The organism is Streptomyces sp. NPDC026377, assembly GCF_055567715.1.
Map to the genome: position 1 here is coordinate 17,405 of NZ_JBVHPV010000015.1, position 16,109 is coordinate 33,513.

The following is a 16,109-nucleotide window of genomic DNA, read 5'->3' on the forward strand; positions in this document are numbered from 1 at the left end:
GCGCCCCTTGTGGGCCGGGACCTCGACTGCGGGCCGGTGGGGGTTGCTCGCGCGGTTCCCCGCGCCCCTTCAGGGCCCGGACGTCGACTGCGGGTCGTGGGTGGCTGAGCCCGCAGTTCCCCGCGCCCCCAACCCCCTAGGGGCGCGGGGAACTGCGCGAGTAACCCAGCACGGTCCGCGTCCGACCGCCGGCCCCCGCCCGGCCGCTTCTCAGTCCTTGGAGAGGGAGAAGGGGGCCCGGGCCACCGGGAGGCCTGTGGCCTGGACCTCGAACAGGTACGTGCCGGGAGCGGGCGACCCCGGCGCCGGGGTCGCGCAGCGCGCCGCGCTCCGCGTCCGGTCCCACGCCACCACCCGCGTCACCGTAGCCTTCCCCGGCACCTGGAACAGCTCGCTCCCCGCCCCGCCGACACAGTCGTCCGACGCCCACACCTTGTCGTCGCCGGAGTCCGTCACCACCAGGACCGCCCCCTTGGGACCGAGGTCCGCCTTGCAGGTGGAGTCGGCCGTGTTCTCGACGGAGATGACGACCTGCGGCTTCTCCCCGGGCGCGTAGGCGTTCTTCAGGCTGTGGACCGTCAGCCTCAGCTGCCCCGGCGCGCAGACCGGCAGCGAGGACCCGGCGGGCACCTGCCGCGCCGTACCACCGCCGCCACCGCCACCACCGCCACCGCCCGACGAGCCGCCGCCCACGGCGCCCGCGCCGCCCCCGGAGCCCGAACCCCCGCCGTCCGCGCCCCCGTTGCCGCCGCCGTCGGCTGAAGAACCCGCCGTACCGCCGGAGCCGGAGGAGGAGCCCGCGGAGGAGGAACCGCCGGACGCGCCCGAGGAGGAGGCGCCCGGGGTCTCGTCCCGGCCGCCCGGCGCCGTACTGATCGCCGGCCCCGAACTGCCCGGCCCCGGCGTGATCGAGGGGGCCGGGTGGGCGCCCTTGTCGTTGCCGCCGCCCTTGCCGCCGCCCCCGCCACCAGAACTGACGGCCCATAGGATCACCACCACGAGCAGCGCGAGCAGGGACAGCGCGACTGCCCTCCGTCGCCAGTAGATGGAGGAGGGAAGCGGCCCGACCGGATTGCGCAGAGATCCCACGGGCGAAACTCTACGAGAGTTCCGCCCCAACTCCCGCCCCACCCGCCGCTCGCCCTCCGCAACTTTTCCGGATCATCATCCCGGAAGCCGATGTTCCATACTGTCCGTCACCATGGATAGCGATCTCTACCGCGACATCACCGACTTCGCCCACGACACGCCCTCGTGGATGCAGCACTTCGTCGAGCTCTGGACGGAGGTGGGACTGGTCCTGTTCGGCGTGCTGTTCGTCGCCTGCTGGTGGCGGGCACGCCGGGCGGACCCGACGGCGATGGCGCTGGCGCTGCTCGCCCCGCTGGCGACGGCTGTCGCGTACATCTCCAGCGAGGTGATCAAGACGCTGGTCGTCGAGGAGCGCCCCTGCCGCGCGGTCAAGGGCGCCGCCACCTCCCTCATCACCTGCCCGGTCAACGGCGACTGGTCCTTCCCGTCCAACCACGCCACCATCGCGGGCGGGGCGGCCGTGGCCCTCGCGCTGGCCTGGCCGCGCATCTGGGCGCTGACGGTGCCGATGGCGCTGGCGATGGCCTTCTCGCGGGTGTACGTCGGCGTGCACTACCCGCACGACGTGGCGGTCGGCCTGCTGCTCGGTACGGCCGTCGCGGTCCTCTTCGCCAAGGCCGGTACGCGCCCGGTGCGCTCCCTCGTCGAGTCGATGCGGGCGAGCGGCAACGGCGCCGCGCTGTGGCTGTCCGGGCCGGGCGCGCCGCTGCACGCCCGCCGCTGAGCGGCCCGCCGTACCCGCCGCACCCCCGTTCCGTGCCAGGATCGGGGGTGCCATGACGACGATGCCGACGACCGACCCCGACACGGTCTCCCCCGACGCTCTCCACACCCCCGTCCTCGGGTGGTTCGACCAGCACGCGCGCGACCTGCCCTGGCGCCGCCCCGAAGCCGGTGCCTGGGGGGTGATGGTCAGCGAGTTCATGCTCCAGCAGACGCCCGTGAGCCGGGTGCTCCCGGTGTACGAGCAGTGGATGGCCCGCTGGCCGCGCCCCGCCGACCTCGCCGCCGACGCCCCGGGCGAGGCCGTCCGCGCCTGGGGCCGCCTGGGCTACCCGCGCCGCGCGCTGCGCCTGCACGGGGCCGCGGTGGCGATAACGGAACGGCACGGCGGTGACGTGCCGCGCGACCACGGGCAGCTGCTGGCGCTGCCCGGCATCGGCGAGTACACGGCCGCCGCGGTCGCCTCCTTCGCGTACGGACAGCGCCACCCGGTCCTGGACACCAACGTCCGCCGGGTCTTCGCGCGGGCCGTGACGGGCGTGCAGTACCCGCCGACCGCCACCACCGCCGCCGAGCGGCGCCTGGCCCGTGCGCTGCTGCCCGACGACGAGGCCCGCGCGGCCCGCTGGGCGGCGGCCTCGATGGAGCTGGGCGCGCTGGTGTGCACGGCCCGCAACGAGGACTGCGGGCGCTGTCCGATCGCCGCGAGCTGCGCCTGGCGCCTGGCCGGCAAGCCCGCGCACGACGGTCCCCCGCGCCGCGGCCAGACGTACGCCGGGACCGACCGCCAGGTGCGCGGCAAGCTGCTGGCCGTGCTGCGCGAGGCGATCGATCCCGTACCGCAGGCGGCGCTGGACGCGGTGTGGCACGAGCCGGTGCAGCGGGCCCGGGCGCTCGACGGGCTGGTCGCGGACGGGCTCGTGGAGCCGCTCGCGGACGGCGTGTACCGGCTGCCGCTGACCTGATCCGGCCTGGCGGCCGGGTCGGAACGGCGGGTGCCGGTCCGGCCTTTGTCACGGCCGGGCCCCAGTCGTGTGCGACGGGCCAGCCCCGCTCCCGACGGAGTGTCACGGAGACGGAACTCCAGGTCAGGCAGGGCCTGTTGACCGGGGAGAAACCCTGTGCGGGATAGCTCTCCGTCACCGCGGGAACACGCGCTTACCCCGCGCAAACACAGCCCAAACCTTCGTTGTTACACAACCGATGGCTCACCGTGCGTCCCCCGACGGCTGCTCCGCACAGGCCCGTGACAACGGCTCCGTAGGTTCAGTCGGGCAAGCAGGACCAGCGGGGAAAGTCACGGGGACGGAGGCGGTTGGGTATGGCGCACGGCGAGGTGCTCGAGTTCGAAGAGTACGTACGCACCCGGCAGGAGGCCCTGCTGCGCAGCGCCCGGCGGCTCGTTCCGGACCCGGTCGACGCGCAGGACCTGCTCCAGACCGCCCTGGCCCGCACTTACGGCCGCTGGGACGGCATCGCCGACAAGGCGCTCGCCGACGCGTACCTGCGCCGCGTGATGATCAATACGCGGACCGAGTGGTGGCGCGCCCGCAAGCTGGAGGAGGTGCCCACCGAGCAGCTGCCGGACGCGCGCATCGAGGACGGCTCCGAGCAGCGCGCCGACCGCGCCCTCCTCATGGACGTACTGAAGGTCCTGGCGCCCAAGCAGCGCAGCGTCGTGGTGCTGCGACACTGGGAGCAGATGAGCACGGAGGAGACCGCCGCGGCCCTCGGGATGTCGGCGGGTACCGTCAAGAGCACGCTGCACCGGGCGCTGGCCCGGCTCCGTCAGGAGCTGGAGAGCCGCGAGCTTGACTTCCACGCTCTGGGCAACGCTGATGGACGTGTCGGCCGGGTGGGCCGGCAGGCCGACCGCCGGGTCGGCCGGGGCGAGCACGACGAAAAGGGGCGGGAGCGGTGCGCGGCCTAGGCACAGGCAGAGGGGGCGTACTGGCGGCGGGAACCACGGCGATGGCCGGGCTCGCCGCCTTCGGCCTGCTCACGGCGGGCTGCTCGACCGGGGGCACGGGCACGCGCGACGAGGGCGAGGCGCGCACCGACAAGGTCAGCCACGCCACCCCGACGCCCAAGGCCACGACCGAGGCGCCCTTCAAGAAGGTCAACGCCGTACGGCTGCTCAAGGCCGACCCCAAGGTCAGCGAGCGCGTGAAGGCGGATCTGAAGCCCTGCGTGAAGGACGAGTACCCGATCGACGTCAGCTACGGGCACGTCACCGGCGCCGTCGGCCAGGACGTGGTCGTCAACGTGATGACCTGCGGGGACGCGGTGGGGCTCGGCTCCTATGTGTACCGCGAGGAGGGGTCCTCGTACGACAATGTCTTCACCTCGGAAGAGGCGCCCGTCTACGCGGAGATCGACCGGGGGGATCTGGTGGTGACCCGGCAGATGTACGCCAAGGGCGACAAGCCGGCCTTCGCCTCCAGCGAGATCGTGACGACCTACCGCTGGGCGGGGACGAAGTTCGCCAAGCACGACCAGGTGGAGAACGACTTCAGCAAGGCCGTCGGCAACGACGAGGGGACCGAGGCGCCGATGCCGGCCTCGCCCTGACCCGGGCGGTCCGGTGTGGTTGGGTTTGACCGTCCGCCCGCCGAGGCACCAGCACCAGCGCAAGCGCAAGTCGAGGAACTGAGAGCAGCACGATGGCCGAGACCCATGTCCTGTTCGTCGAGGACGACGACGTCATCCGTGAAGCCACCCAGCTCGCGCTGGAGCGCGACGGCTTCACCGTGACCGCCATGCCCGACGGGCTCTCCGGCCTGGAGGCCTTCCGCGCCGACCAGCCCGACATCGCCCTGCTGGACGTGATGCTGCCGGGGCTGGACGGGGTGAGCCTGTGCCGCCGCATCCGCGACGAGTCGACCGTGCCGGTGATCATGCTGTCCGCGCGCGCGGACTCCATCGACGTGGTGCTCGGCCTGGAGGCCGGCGCCGACGACTACGTGACCAAGCCGTTCGACGGGGCCGTGCTCGTCGCCCGTATCCGTGCCGTGCTGCGGCGCTTCGGGCACGCGGGCGGGGCCGGTGCGGGCGCGGCCGAGGCGGACGGGTCCGTCGACGGCGGGGTCCTCGCCTTCGGCGACCTGGAGGTCGACACCGAGGGCATGGAGGTCCGCAGGGGTGGTGAGACCGTCGCCCTGACCCCGACCGAGATGCGGCTGCTCCTGGAGTTCTCCTCGGCTCCCGGTACCGTGCTCTCCCGCGACAAGCTCCTGGAGCGGGTGTGGGACTACGGCTGGGGCGGTGACACACGGGTGGTCGACGTCCATGTGCAGCGGCTGCGCACGAAGATCGGCCAGGACCGGATCGAGACCGTGCGTGGCTTCGGCTACAAACTGAAGGCGTGAGGGGCGGAAGGCATGAGGGGCGAGTGAGGCGGCCCGCTCTGCGGACCGGCGTCCGCTGGAAGATCAGTATCGCCATCACCGCCGTCGGGGCGCTGACCGTGATGGCGCTCAGCCTCGTGGTGCACAACGCGGCGCGGGTCTCGATGCTCGACAACGCGCGCGACCTCCAGCTCGACCGGGTGCTGTTCGCGCAGCGCATCTACGAGACGAGCAAGCAGACCCGGTTCGGCGCGAAGCTCAACGACCCGGCGCTGCCGGCCGATCTGAAGGCCAAGACCGACCGGGGCCGCAAGGCCACGTCCGTGCAGGAGCCGAAGAGCGGGGTGCCGGACATCTGGGCGGCCGTGCCGGTCGGCAACGGTGACGTCCTGTCGCTGCACAGCACGTTCACCGACCGCAGTTCCAACGTCATCTCCGACCTCGACCGGGCGCTGGTGATCGGATCGGTGGCGGTGGTGTTCGGGGGGTGCGCGCTCGGCATCCTGATCGGGGGGCAGATCTCGCGGCGGCTGCGGAAGGCCGCAGCGGCGGCGACGAAGGTGGCCGAGGGGCATACGGACGTACGCGTACGGGACGCCATCGGCGGGGTCGTCCGGGACGAGACCGATGAGCTGGCGCGGGCGGTGGACGCGCTGACGGACGCGCTCCAGGAGCGGCTGGAGGCGGAGCGCCGGGTGACGGCGGACATCGCGCACGAGTTGCGTACGCCGGTGACGGGGCTGCTGACGGCCGCCGAGCTGCTGCCGCCCGGCCGCCCGACCGAGCTCGTACGCAACCGGGCCCAGGCGATGCGGACGCTGGTGGAGGACGTGCTGGAGGTGGCGCGGCTGGACAGCGCGTCGGAGCGGGCGGAGCTCCAGGAGATCGCGCTGGGCGACTTCGTGAGCCGCCGGGTCGCGCTGCTGGACCCCGATGTGACGGTCCGGGTCGTCCACGAGTCGTGGGTCAACACCGATCCCCGGCGGCTGGAGCGGATCCTGGGGAATCTGCTGGGGAACGCGGCGAAGCATGGGCGGGGGCCGGTGGAGGTCACAGTGGAGGGCCGGGTGGTACGGGTCCGCGACCACGGGCCCGGGTTCCCGGAGGCCCTGCTGCGGGAGGGCCCGAGCCGGTTCCGTACGGGCAGCAGCGACCGGGCTGGGCACGGGCACGGCCTGGGGCTGACGATCGCGGCGGGACAGGCGCGGGTGCTGGGGGCGCGGCTGACGTTTCGGAACGCGGCGCCGGAGGGGGTGGGGGGCGGGGCCGTTTCCGGCCCCCGCCCCGGTTCCGGTTACGGTTCCGGTCCGGGGGCGGGTGCGGGCGCGGGTTCGGGTGCGGGTGCGGGCGCGGCAGGAGGCGCGATCGCGGTCCTCTGGCTCCCGGAACACGCGCCCACGGGGACGGGGAGCTTTCCGGTGCTGCCGCCGCAGGGGTAGGTGGCGGGGCGGGTCTGGTGGGGGCTGCGGGCTGGGGTCCGGTGGGTTTGCGCCCGGCCCGGTGGGTGGGTGCCTGCGGCGCAACAGCGGCTTCGGTGGGGGTGGCGCCCGCCCGGTGGTGGGGTGGGTGGGGGCGTGGAGGGGTATCTCCTCTCTCGTCGCGCGCGCGGCCTCCACGCCGACGACACCCACTGATGCGCTCCTCCTTGCGGGGACACCCCTCCACGCCCCCACCCACGGCCGTGCCAGCGACCCTGAGCCGAGCGACCCGAAAGGCCGCAGCCCCGATGGCGTACGCGAGCAGGGGACGCGGACATGAACAGCGGGCCCACAAGGACCCCGGAGGCATCCCCGAACCCCCAGTCGCCCAAGGGGCGCGGGGAACTGCGCGACCAGCCCTCCGCGGCTCGCAGACAGACACCGCACCCCCGGGAGGGGGGCCGGGGCGCAGCCCGCCCCCGGAGGGTTTAGGGAAGGGGCGGGGTGGGGGAATCCGCCCGTGGCAACACGACGGCCCCCGGAGGGCGTGCTCCGGGGGCCGTCAGGGTCACACCCGCTCGCGCACCGGCACCGCAGCCGGGACAGAAGCCGCATCCGGCCCCGCCCCCCGCAACGGCACCTCCTTCACGAACAGAGAAGCCACCACCGCCCCCAGCGCCACAGCCGCCCCGAGGACGAACGCCCCGTGCGTCCCGGAGGACACCGCGTGCTGGTACGCCTCCCGCAGCGGCGCCGGCAGCTTCGCCAGGCTCGCCGCGTCGAGCTGGGCGGACTGCTGGGTGACCCCGGCCCCGCCCCGCGCCGACATCTCGTCCTGGACCCGGCTGTTGAAGAGCGCGCCCATGATCGCCACGCCGAAGGAGGACCCGAGCGTACGGGCCAGCGTGCTCGTGGAGGAGCCGACGCCGATGTCCTTCATCTCGACGCTGTTCTGCGCGACCAGCATGGTGATCTGGAGCAGGCAGCCCATGCCCGCGCCGAGCACCGCCATGTACAGGCCGGAGGTGAGGCGGGTGGTGCCGGTGTCCATGGTGGACAGGAGGTAGAGGCCCGCCACCATCAGGATGCTGCCGACGATCGGGAACGCCTTGTAGCGGCCGGTCGACGTCGTGACGCGGCCCGCGAAGAGCGAGACGACCGTCATCGACATCAGCATCGGGAGCAGCAGCAGACCCGAGTTGGTCGCGGACGCGCCCTGCACCGACTGCTGGTAGAGCGGGAGGAAGAGGACCGCGCCGAACATCACGAAGCCGGTGATGAAGGCGATCGTCGCCATCAGCGAGAAGTTGCGGCTGCGGAAGATGTGCAGCGGCACGATGGGCTCGGCCGCCTTGGTCTCGACGAAGAAGAAGCCGACCAGGGACGCCACGCCGAGCGCGATCAGCTCCATGATCCGGGCCGAGCCCCAGGCGTACTCCGTCCCGCCCCACGTGGTGACCAGCACGATCGCGGTGATGCCGACGGTCAGCAGCACCGTACCGAGGTAGTCGATCTTCGGCTTGGACGTCTTCTTCGGGAGGTGGAGGACAGCGGTGACCATCGCGAGCGCGACCGCGCCGAGCGGCAGGTTGATGTAGAAGGACCAGCGCCAGCCGAGGTGGTCGGTGATGGAGCCGCCGACCAGCGGGCCGCCGATCATGGCGATGCCCATGACACCGGCCATCATGCCCTGGTACTTGCCCCGCTCCCGTGGCGGTATCAGCTCACCGATGATCGCCATGACCCCGACGATCAGGCCGCCGGCGCCGAGGCCCTGGATCGCCCGGAAGCCGATCAGCTGGCCCATCCCCTGGGCCATGCCGCTGAGCGCGGAACCCGCGAGGAAGACGACTATGGAGGCGAGGAAGGCGCCCTTGCGCCCGTACATGTCGCCGAGCTTGCCCCAGATGGGCGTGGAGGCCGCGGTGGCCAGGGTGTAGGCGGTGACGACCCAGGACAGATGGGCCATCCCGCCCAGGTCACCGACGATGGTGGGCATCGCGGTGCCGACGATCATGTTGTCGAGCATCGCGAGGAGCATCGCGATCATCAGGGCCAGCAGGACCACGCGGACGCTGCGCTGCTTGGGTCCCGTCTCCGGAGCCGCGGCCCCGCCGGCCTCCGGCTGAATCTGTTGTGCCATCTCTCCCACTCCCTGCCCCACACTTACTTGCCGCCCGGCTAGTTACTACACTCGGGGAAAGTAGACCCCCTACTAGCCGGGCGTCAAGTAAGTTTTCAGGAGAGCTCGATGGCCAGAGGCAACACCCGCCAGCGCATCCAGGATGTGGCCCTGGAGCTCTTCGGCGAGCAGGGGTACGAGAAGACCTCGCTGCGCGAGATCGCGGAGCGGCTGGACGTCACCAAGGCGGCGCTGTACTACCACTTCAAGACCAAGGAAGACATCCTGGTGAGCCTCTTTCAGGATCTCACCGGGCCGATGGACGAGCTGCTGGAATGGGGCCGGACGCAGCCGCAGACCTTGGAATCGAAGATCGAGATCCTGCGCCGCTACAGCGACACCCTGACCGGCGCGGCCCCCCTCTTCCGCTTCATGCAGGAGAACCAGGCCACCGTCCGCGAGCTGTCCATCGGGGAGAACTTCAAGGACCGCGTCCTGGCGATGGTCGAGCTCCTGAAGGACCCGGGCGCCCCGCTCCCCGACCAGATCCGCTGCTTCACCGCGCTGTTCTCCATGCACGTCGGCATGTACGCCCTCAAGGACCTCGAAGGCGACCCCGAGGAGAAGCGCAAGGCCATCCTCGAAGTCGCCATCGATCTGGTGACGCAGGCCCACGGAGGGGGCGGGTCCGTCAGACCCTGACGCCCGCCGTGCGCAGGAAGGCGACCGGGTTCACGGCCGAGCCGTAGTTCGCCGTCTTACGGATCTCGAAGTGCAGGTGCGGGCCGCTGCTGTTGCCGGTGTTGCCGGAGAGCGCGATCCGCTGGTCGGTGGAGATCGCCTGCCCGATACGGACGTCGATCCGCGAGAGGTGCGCGTACTGCGAGTACGTGTTGTCGGCGTGCCGGATCACGATGGCGTTGCCGTACGCCGGGCCGTCGCCGCCGCCGTTGGGGCCCGCCTTGACCACGGTGCCCGCGTGCACGGCCTTGACCGGGGTGCCGACCGGCACCGCGAAGTCCTGGCCGGAGTGCTTGTGCGCCCACATCGAGCCGCCGGTGCCGAAGGTGGCGCTGAGCTTGTACGTGTCCACCGGGTCCACCCACGCGGCGGCCTTCTTCGCCGCCGCCTGCTTGGCCTGCTTGGCCGCCTTGGCCAGCGCGTCGGCCTGCGCGGCGACGGACGCGGCGGCGCCGGCGCGCGCCGGGACCCCCGCCTTGTCGGCGGCGACGGCCGTCCCGGCACCCAGCAGGGCCGTCACTCCCAGGCCCGCGCCCACGGCGGCGGCGCACAGACGCAGGGCGGTCGGACGGGCGGTGCGGGAAGCGGGGCGCTGGGACATGCGGGGACATCCTCCGGATGGACGACTGGGGCAGGAACAGGCCCGGCACACGAGCGGCGCGCCGGGCTGCATCCCTTGGTAACCCGAACCCCCGTTCCAACTCAAAACGCCCATCTACTACCGAAAGCCGTATCGATCACGCCGGGAATGCGGCCGGGGCATGGGCCAACGCCTGCTACCGGCCGTAGTAGCGGCGCGGGGGCCTGTGCGGCTTGTCACCGCGGGACGCCTCCCGGCGGACCGAAGTCCTTCCCTTCCGGAAGCGAGAACCCGGGTGCGCGGCCGCGCCGGTGCGTCGTGGAAACCGGACCGCTCACCGCGAAAGCCGCCGCCGCCGTCGGGCGGCCGACGCAGGGCGTGGACGTGATGGCCGGTGGCGCGATGACGGCCGTAGGCGCGAAAAAGGGCTGCCCCGGCCCGTACGGACTATCGCGTCCGCACAGCCGGGGCAGCCCCGTGAAACGAGCCCCTGGAGGCTACGCCTCCTTGCTCAGGTTCGGGCCGGCGCCGCCTGCCGCCTGCTCGATCGGCGGAACGTCGGGCAACGCCGACTTCTCCTCGCCGCGGAAGGTGAAGCTCTTCGCCTCGCCCTCGCCCTCGGTGTCCACGACCACGATGTGACCGGGGCGCAGCTCACCGAAGAGGATCTTCTCGGAGAGGATGTCCTCGATCTCGCGCTGGATCGTCCGGCGCAGCGGCCGGGCGCCCATGATCGGGTCGTAGCCCTTCTTCGCCAGGAGCGACTTGGCTTCCGCGCTGAGCTCGATGCCCATGTCGCGGTCCTTCAGACGCTCGTCCACCTTGGCGACCATGAGGTCGACGATCTGGATGATGTCTTCCTCGGTGAGCTGGTGGAAGACCACCGTGTCGTCGACACGGTTGAGGAACTCGGGGCGGAAGTGCTGCTTCAGCTCCTCGTTGACCTTGGCCTTCATCCGCTCGTAACCGGTCTTCACATCGCCCTGGGCGGCGAAGCCCAGGTTGAAGCCCTTGGAGATGTCCCGGGTGCCGAGGTTCGTGGTCATGATGATGACCGTGTTCTTGAAGTCGACGACCCGTCCCTGGGAGTCGGTCAGACGACCGTCTTCCAGGATCTGGAGCAGGGAATTGAAGATGTCCGGGTGGGCCTTTTCGACCTCGTCGAAGAGGACGACGGAGAAGGGCTTGCGGCGGACCTTCTCGGTCAGCTGGCCGCCCTCTTCGTAACCCACGTATCCGGGCGGGGAGCCGAAGAGACGCGAGACCGTGTGCTTCTCGCTGAACTCCGACATGTCGAGGGAGATCAGCGCGTCCTCGTCACCGAAGAGGAATTCGGCGAGCGTCTTGGAGAGCTCGGTCTTACCGACACCGGACGGACCGGCGAAGATGAACGAGCCACCGGGGCGCTTGGGGTCCTTCAGACCCGCACGGGTGCGCCGGATCGCCTGGGAGAGCGCCTTGATGGCGTCCTTCTGGCCGATGACGCGCTTGTGCAGCTCGTCCTCCATGCGCAGCAGACGGGAGGACTCCTCCTCCGTCAGCTTGAAGACGGGAATGCCGGTCGCGGTCGCGAGGACCTCGGCGATGAGCTCGCCGTCGACCTCGGCGACGACGTCCATGTCGCCGGCCTTCCACTCCTTCTCGCGCTTGGCCTTCGCGGCGAGCAGCTGCTTCTCCTTGTCGCGGAGAGAGGCCGCCTTCTCGAAGTCCTGGGAGTCGATGGCCGACTCCTTGTCGCGGCGCACGCCCGCGATCTTCTCGTCGAACTCGCGGAGGTCCGGCGGCGCGGTCATCCGGCGGATGCGCATCCGGGAGCCGGCCTCGTCGATCAGGTCGATCGCCTTGTCCGGCAGGAAGCGGTCCGAGATGTACCGGTCGGCCAGGGTCGCGGCCTGGACCAGCGCCTCGTCCGTGATGGACACCCGGTGGTGCGCCTCGTACCGGTCGCGCAGACCCTTGAGGATCTCGATGGTGTGCGGCAGCGACGGCTCGGCGACCTGGATGGGCTGGAAGCGGCGCTCGAGAGCGGCGTCCTTCTCCAGGTGCTTGCGGTACTCGTCGAGCGTGGTGGCACCGATGGTCTGGAGCTCACCGCGGGCCAGCATCGGCTTCAGGATCGACGCGGCGTCGATGGCACCCTCGGCGGCGCCCGCACCCACGAGGGTGTGGAGCTCGTCGATGAACAGGATGATGTCGCCGCGGGTGCGGATCTCCTTGAGGACCTTCTTCAGGCGCTCCTCGAAGTCACCGCGGTAGCGCGAGCCGGCGACCAGCGCGCCCAGGTCCAGGGTGTAGAGGTGCTTGTCCTTGAGGGTCTCGGGCACCTCGCCCTTGACGATGGCCTGCGCCAGGCCCTCGACGACGGCGGTCTTGCCGACGCCGGGCTCGCCGATGAGCACCGGGTTGTTCTTGGTACGGCGGGACAGCACCTGCATGACCCGCTCGATCTCCTTCTCGCGCCCGATGACCGGGTCGAGCTTGGACTCACGAGCGGCCTGGGTGAGGTTCCGGCCGAACTGGTCGAGGACGAGGGAGGTCGAAGGCGTGCCCTCGGCCGGGCCGCCCGCGGTGGCGGCTTCCTTGCCCTGGTAGCCGGAGAGCAGCTGGATGACCTGCTGCCGCACCCGGTTGAGATCGGCGCCCAGCTTCACGAGGACCTGGGCGGCGACGCCCTCGCCCTCGCGGATCAGGCCGAGCAGGATGTGCTCGGTGCCGATGTAGTTGTGGCCGAGCTGGAGGGCCTCGCGGAGCGACAGCTCCAGGACCTTCTTGGCACGCGGGGTGAAGGGGATGTGACCGGACGGGGCCTGCTGGCCCTGACCGATGATCTCCTCCACCTGCTGACGGACCGCCTCAAGAGAAATCCCGAGGCTCTCCAGGGCCTTAGCGGCGACACCCTCACCCTCGTGGATCAGGCCCAGGAGAATGTGCTCGGTGCCGATGTAGTTGTGGTTGAGCATCCGGGCTTCTTCCTGAGCCAGGACGACAACCCGCCGCGCGCGGTCGGTGAACCTCTCGAACATCGTTAATCGCTCCTCAGAGCGGTCGGGCAGTAAGGGGTCGGTCCCCTCCCTGTCCTTCCGCATGCTAGTCCCGTGGGACGGGACAGCTCATTCCAACTGCCGACATCCGACCCGATCACCCCCGCCCAGGCGGGGAAAGTTGCTGCCGAACAGCCGACAACTGCTCCAACTCGATGGTGCGAGACGATGTTCCCGCAGGCCAAGCAGATACCCCTGTCTCCACTACGCCGATGGCGAACGCGAGACGGCCCGGCGGGCTCCACGCCCCTCCCCACTAGGAATGTCTTACCCGTAAGGACTGACAGTCCATGCGGCGCGCCCCGGTTCCCTCAGCTACGGGCGAACACACTTGCGCCGCCGAATGCCTCCGCGCGCCCCCGAATCCTCAACGGAACGCATCCGTCCGGAAACTGTGCGTAACTCCAGGCCGTTTCAGGAGTTGCTCCGGTCATGGCCCTCACCGTGCCCTCCCCCGAGCTCTCGGCCCCGACCGGGCAGGTGCCCCCGCCGCGCTCCCCGCCGGGACCCTCGCTCGTCCACTGGTACGAGCGCGAGCTCGGCTGGGCCGTCGTGGCGGGACCGCCGGTGCGCCTCCTGACGGGGCTGCGCTTCGACGTGCTGGACGTCCCGGCGGTCGCGGGCGCCGCCCTGCTGGGCCGCTTCGCGCGGACCGGCCCGGTCGCCCTGGCGGGGCGCCGGATGCGGTTCCTGGTGGCCGCGGGCAGCGCCGAGGAACTGCCCGGACTGCTCGACTGGCTGGAGTGGGGCGGTGTCGGTCTCGACCTGTCGGCCGTCGGCGCCGACGGCCGGATCACCGCTCCCCCACCGCCCGGCCGGCGCCTGCCGTCCGCCCGGGACGGCTCGCGGGAGACCGCCGTGTGGCTGCGGCCTCCCGAGCCGGGGTGCGAGGTCGAGGCGACCCTTCCGGCTTTCGCCGGATTCGCCGGACCGAAGGGCGGCGGGGGCGGTGCGGACACCCCCGACCTCGTCCGGCTGGTGGACGCGGCGGCCACGGAATGCCACCGGGCCCGTCTGTTCCCGGCGCACGCGGTGACCGGCTCCGCGCCCGCCCCGTACCGGGCCGAGGCGAAGAGGCCGGGTGACGCGGGAACGTCGGGTGGCGCGGGAACTCAGCCGTTCGCCTTCTCGTAGGCCTCACGGATCTCGGCCGGGACGCGTCCGCGGTCGTTCACGTTGTAGCCCTGCTCCTTGGCCCACTTGCGGATCTGGGCGGTGTCCTGACCCGCCGGAGCGGCGCCGCGGGCCTTGCCCCGGCCCCCGGCGGCGCGGCCACCGGTGCGCCGTCCGCTCTTGGTGTACGGGTCGAGCAGACCCCGGAGCTTGTCCGCGTTGGCGGTGGTGAGGTCGATCTCGTAGGTCTTGCCGTCGAGAGCGAACGTCACGGTCTCGTCCGCCTCGCCGCCGTCGAGGTCATCGACAAGAAGGACCTGAACCTTCTGTGCCACCGGATTTCCTTTCATCGAAAATGCAGTACGCGGAAAGGAAACCGCTTTTGCCTGCAAAACACAAACCCCCGGCAGAGGTTCAGGGGGCTTGCGCAGCGGGAAACGTGCGCGATTCGGACATAGGGTTCTCCCGGCTTCCGCCGGTTCCCGCGATCACAGGTGCAGAAGCATCCGGCTGTTGCCCAAGGTGTTCGGCTTCACTCGTTCGAGACCCAGGAACTCGGCGACACCCTCGTCATACGAGCGCAACAGCTCGCTGTAGACATCTGTGTCGACCGGAGTCTCCCCGATCTCGGTGAAGCCGTGCTTCGCGAAGAACTCCACTTCGAAGGTGAGGCAGAAAACCCTGCGGACCCCGAGCCAGCGGGCGGTCTGGAGCAGCTTGTCGAGTACCAGATGCCCGACTCCGCCGCCCTTGAACTCCCGATCCACCGCGAGAGTGCGCACTTCGGCCAGGTCTTCCCACATCACGTGCAGTGCGCCGCAGCCGACCACCCGGGCGTCCGAGTCGCGTTCCGCGACCCAGAACTCCTGGATGTCCTCGTAAAGCGTCACGGTCGCTTTGTCGAGCAGGATGCCCGCGCCGACGTAGGCGTCGAGAAGACGGCGGACCGCCGCGACATCGCTGGTCCTGGCCCGGCGGACGGTGACGGCATTTGCGGGGGCATAAGACATGACCGGACGCTATCGCCCCGAGCCGCCCGTGACCCCATCGGGTTCCGCGGCTTGCGGGCGCTCCGGCGGCTGCTCCGGCGGGCGCTCCGGCGAACCCTGTTCCGGTCCGCCTTCCCGGGGGCCTTGCGGGCCGCCTTCCAGAGGCTCTTCCGGGCGGCCTTCCCGAGGCTCTTCCCCGTGGCCTTCCGGGTCCTCTTCCCGCGACGCGCCCTGATCTGCCTGATCGGCCGGATCGAAGGTATCGGGGTTGTCCTCGGGCGGTCCGACCATCCGTACGGCATCGCGCAGCGACTCGCGCTGCTCGGGCGACATCATGCCGAAGAAGGCGACCAGTGCGGCGGCGGGGTTGTCGCTCTGCGACCACGCTTCGTTCATCAGTGCGGCCGCGTAGGCGGCCCGGGTGGAGACCGCGGTATATCGATAGGCACGGCCGTCGACTTCCCGGCGCACCCAGCCCTTCTGATGGAGATTGTCCATTACGGTCATCACGGTCGTGTACGCGATGGACCGTTCCTGCTGAAGGTCTTCCAGGACTTCCCGGACGGTCACCGGACGGTTCCACTGCCAGACGCGCGTCATGACGGCGTCTTCCAGCTCTCCCAATTGGCGAGGCACATCTGCACCATAGTGGGAGATGTCCCGAATGGCTGGTTATTTACGGTGGTGAACAGCAAAAAGGGCGCGCGCCCCCGAAAGGGGGTCGCGCGCCCTTGACGCGGGAAGCGCGCAGGGGTGCGGTCAGGCCTCGCCGGTGGTGGGGCGCTGCCGGGCCGCCTCGGCGCGGGCGAGCGCGGCGTCCACGGCCGCGTCCTCCTTGCCCTTGTTGGGGCCGCCCTGGCTCTTGACGATGGTCACGATGAGCCCGATGAAGAAGACGGCCATCACCACGGGGGGAACGAGCGCGGAAACGTAGTCCATGCCG

General features: G+C 70.9%; 16 protein-coding genes. 8 read left to right on the plus strand and 8 right to left on the minus strand.

Annotation, left to right across the window (positions count from 1 at the left end):
• Positions 1-210: 210 nt before the first annotated feature.
• A complete protein-coding gene (locus ACZ4MU_RS26730; protein ID WP_467881430.1) occupies positions 211-1,089 on the minus strand; it encodes a hypothetical protein in 879 nt (292 codons plus the stop codon).
• A gap of 112 nt (positions 1,090-1,201) precedes the next feature.
• On the opposite strand from ACZ4MU_RS26730, the gene ACZ4MU_RS26735 reads away from it, so the two are divergent.
• The 6 genes from ACZ4MU_RS26735 to cseC all read left to right on the plus strand — a co-directional run bounded on the left by ACZ4MU_RS26735 (position 1,202) and on the right by cseC (position 6,601).
• Positions 1,202-1,816 carry a phosphatase PAP2 family protein gene (locus ACZ4MU_RS26735; RefSeq protein ID WP_467881432.1) on the plus strand — a complete coding sequence of 205 codons (615 nt, stop codon included), beginning with the start codon at positions 1,202-1,204 and terminating at the stop codon, positions 1,814-1,816.
• Positions 1,817-1,868: 52 nt separating this feature from the next.
• Positions 1,869-2,780, plus strand: a complete 912-nt coding sequence (locus ACZ4MU_RS26740) for an HhH-GPD family protein (RefSeq protein WP_467881434.1) — start codon at positions 1,869-1,871, stop codon at positions 2,778-2,780.
• A gap of 356 nt (positions 2,781-3,136) precedes the next feature.
• Positions 3,137-3,745, plus strand: coding sequence for a SigE family RNA polymerase sigma factor (locus ACZ4MU_RS26745; RefSeq protein WP_467881435.1), 609 nt, complete (start codon positions 3,137-3,139; stop codon positions 3,743-3,745).
• A gap of 41 nt (positions 3,746-3,786) precedes the next feature.
• Complete coding sequence (locus ACZ4MU_RS26750; RefSeq protein ID WP_467881436.1) at positions 3,787-4,386, plus strand: hypothetical protein; 600 nt, start codon at positions 3,787-3,789, stop codon at positions 4,384-4,386.
• Between the two features lie 92 nt (positions 4,387-4,478).
• Positions 4,479-5,183, plus strand: a complete 705-nt coding sequence (gene cseB / locus ACZ4MU_RS26755; RefSeq protein ID WP_467881438.1) for a two-component system response regulator CseB — start codon at positions 4,479-4,481, stop codon at positions 5,181-5,183.
• Positions 5,184-5,206: 23 nt separating this feature from the next.
• Entirely contained in the window at positions 5,207-6,601 is a 1,395-nt protein-coding gene (gene cseC / locus ACZ4MU_RS26760; protein WP_467881440.1) for a two-component system sensor histidine kinase CseC, read from the plus strand.
• A gap of 547 nt (positions 6,602-7,148) precedes the next feature.
• Here cseC and ACZ4MU_RS26765 read toward each other — a convergent pair.
• Entirely contained in the window at positions 7,149-8,723 is a 1,575-nt protein-coding gene (locus ACZ4MU_RS26765; RefSeq protein WP_467881441.1) for an MDR family MFS transporter, read from the minus strand.
• Positions 8,724-8,831: 108 nt separating this feature from the next.
• On the opposite strand from ACZ4MU_RS26765, the gene ACZ4MU_RS26770 reads away from it, so the two are divergent.
• A complete protein-coding gene (locus tag ACZ4MU_RS26770; RefSeq protein WP_467881443.1) occupies positions 8,832-9,404 on the plus strand; it encodes a TetR/AcrR family transcriptional regulator in 573 nt (190 codons plus the stop codon).
• On the opposite strand, the gene ACZ4MU_RS26775 is transcribed toward ACZ4MU_RS26770, so the two are convergent.
• Both ACZ4MU_RS26775 and ACZ4MU_RS26780 read right to left on the minus strand, forming a co-directional pair.
• Complete coding sequence (locus ACZ4MU_RS26775) at positions 9,394-10,044, minus strand: M23 family metallopeptidase (protein WP_467881445.1); 651 nt, start codon at positions 10,042-10,044, stop codon at positions 9,394-9,396. The genes ACZ4MU_RS26770 and ACZ4MU_RS26775 overlap by 11 nt on opposite strands.
• A 476-nt stretch (positions 10,045-10,520) precedes the next feature.
• Positions 10,521-13,046: an ATP-dependent Clp protease ATP-binding subunit gene (locus ACZ4MU_RS26780; RefSeq protein WP_467881447.1), complete on the minus strand. Its 2,526-nt coding sequence runs from the start codon at positions 13,044-13,046 to the stop codon at positions 10,521-10,523.
• Positions 13,047-13,496: 450 nt separating this feature from the next.
• On the opposite strand from ACZ4MU_RS26780, the gene ACZ4MU_RS26785 reads away from it, so the two are divergent.
• Positions 13,497-14,198, plus strand: coding sequence for an SCO3374 family protein (locus tag ACZ4MU_RS26785; protein WP_467881449.1), 702 nt, complete (start codon positions 13,497-13,499; stop codon positions 14,196-14,198).
• Here the strand turns inward: ACZ4MU_RS26785 and ACZ4MU_RS26790 are convergent.
• The 4 genes from ACZ4MU_RS26790 to ACZ4MU_RS26805 all read right to left on the minus strand — a co-directional run bounded on the left by ACZ4MU_RS26790 (position 14,177) and on the right by ACZ4MU_RS26805 (position 16,105).
• Positions 14,177-14,512: a histone-like nucleoid-structuring protein Lsr2 gene (locus tag ACZ4MU_RS26790; RefSeq protein ID WP_467881451.1), complete on the minus strand. Its 336-nt coding sequence runs from the start codon at positions 14,510-14,512 to the stop codon at positions 14,177-14,179. The two genes, ACZ4MU_RS26785 and ACZ4MU_RS26790, sit on opposite strands and share 22 nt — an antisense overlap.
• Positions 14,513-14,665: 153 nt before the next feature.
• Complete coding sequence (locus ACZ4MU_RS26795; protein ID WP_358832508.1) at positions 14,666-15,187, minus strand: amino-acid N-acetyltransferase; 522 nt, start codon at positions 15,185-15,187, stop codon at positions 14,666-14,668.
• 9 nt (positions 15,188-15,196) lie between these two features.
• On the minus strand, positions 15,197-15,766 hold the full coding sequence (locus tag ACZ4MU_RS26800; protein ID WP_467881644.1) for a BlaI/MecI/CopY family transcriptional regulator: 570 nt from the start codon (positions 15,764-15,766) through the stop codon (positions 15,197-15,199).
• Between the two features lie 159 nt (positions 15,767-15,925).
• Entirely contained in the window at positions 15,926-16,105 is a 180-nt protein-coding gene (locus ACZ4MU_RS26805; RefSeq protein WP_467881453.1) for a hypothetical protein, read from the minus strand.
• Positions 16,106-16,109: the final 4 nt, after the last annotated feature.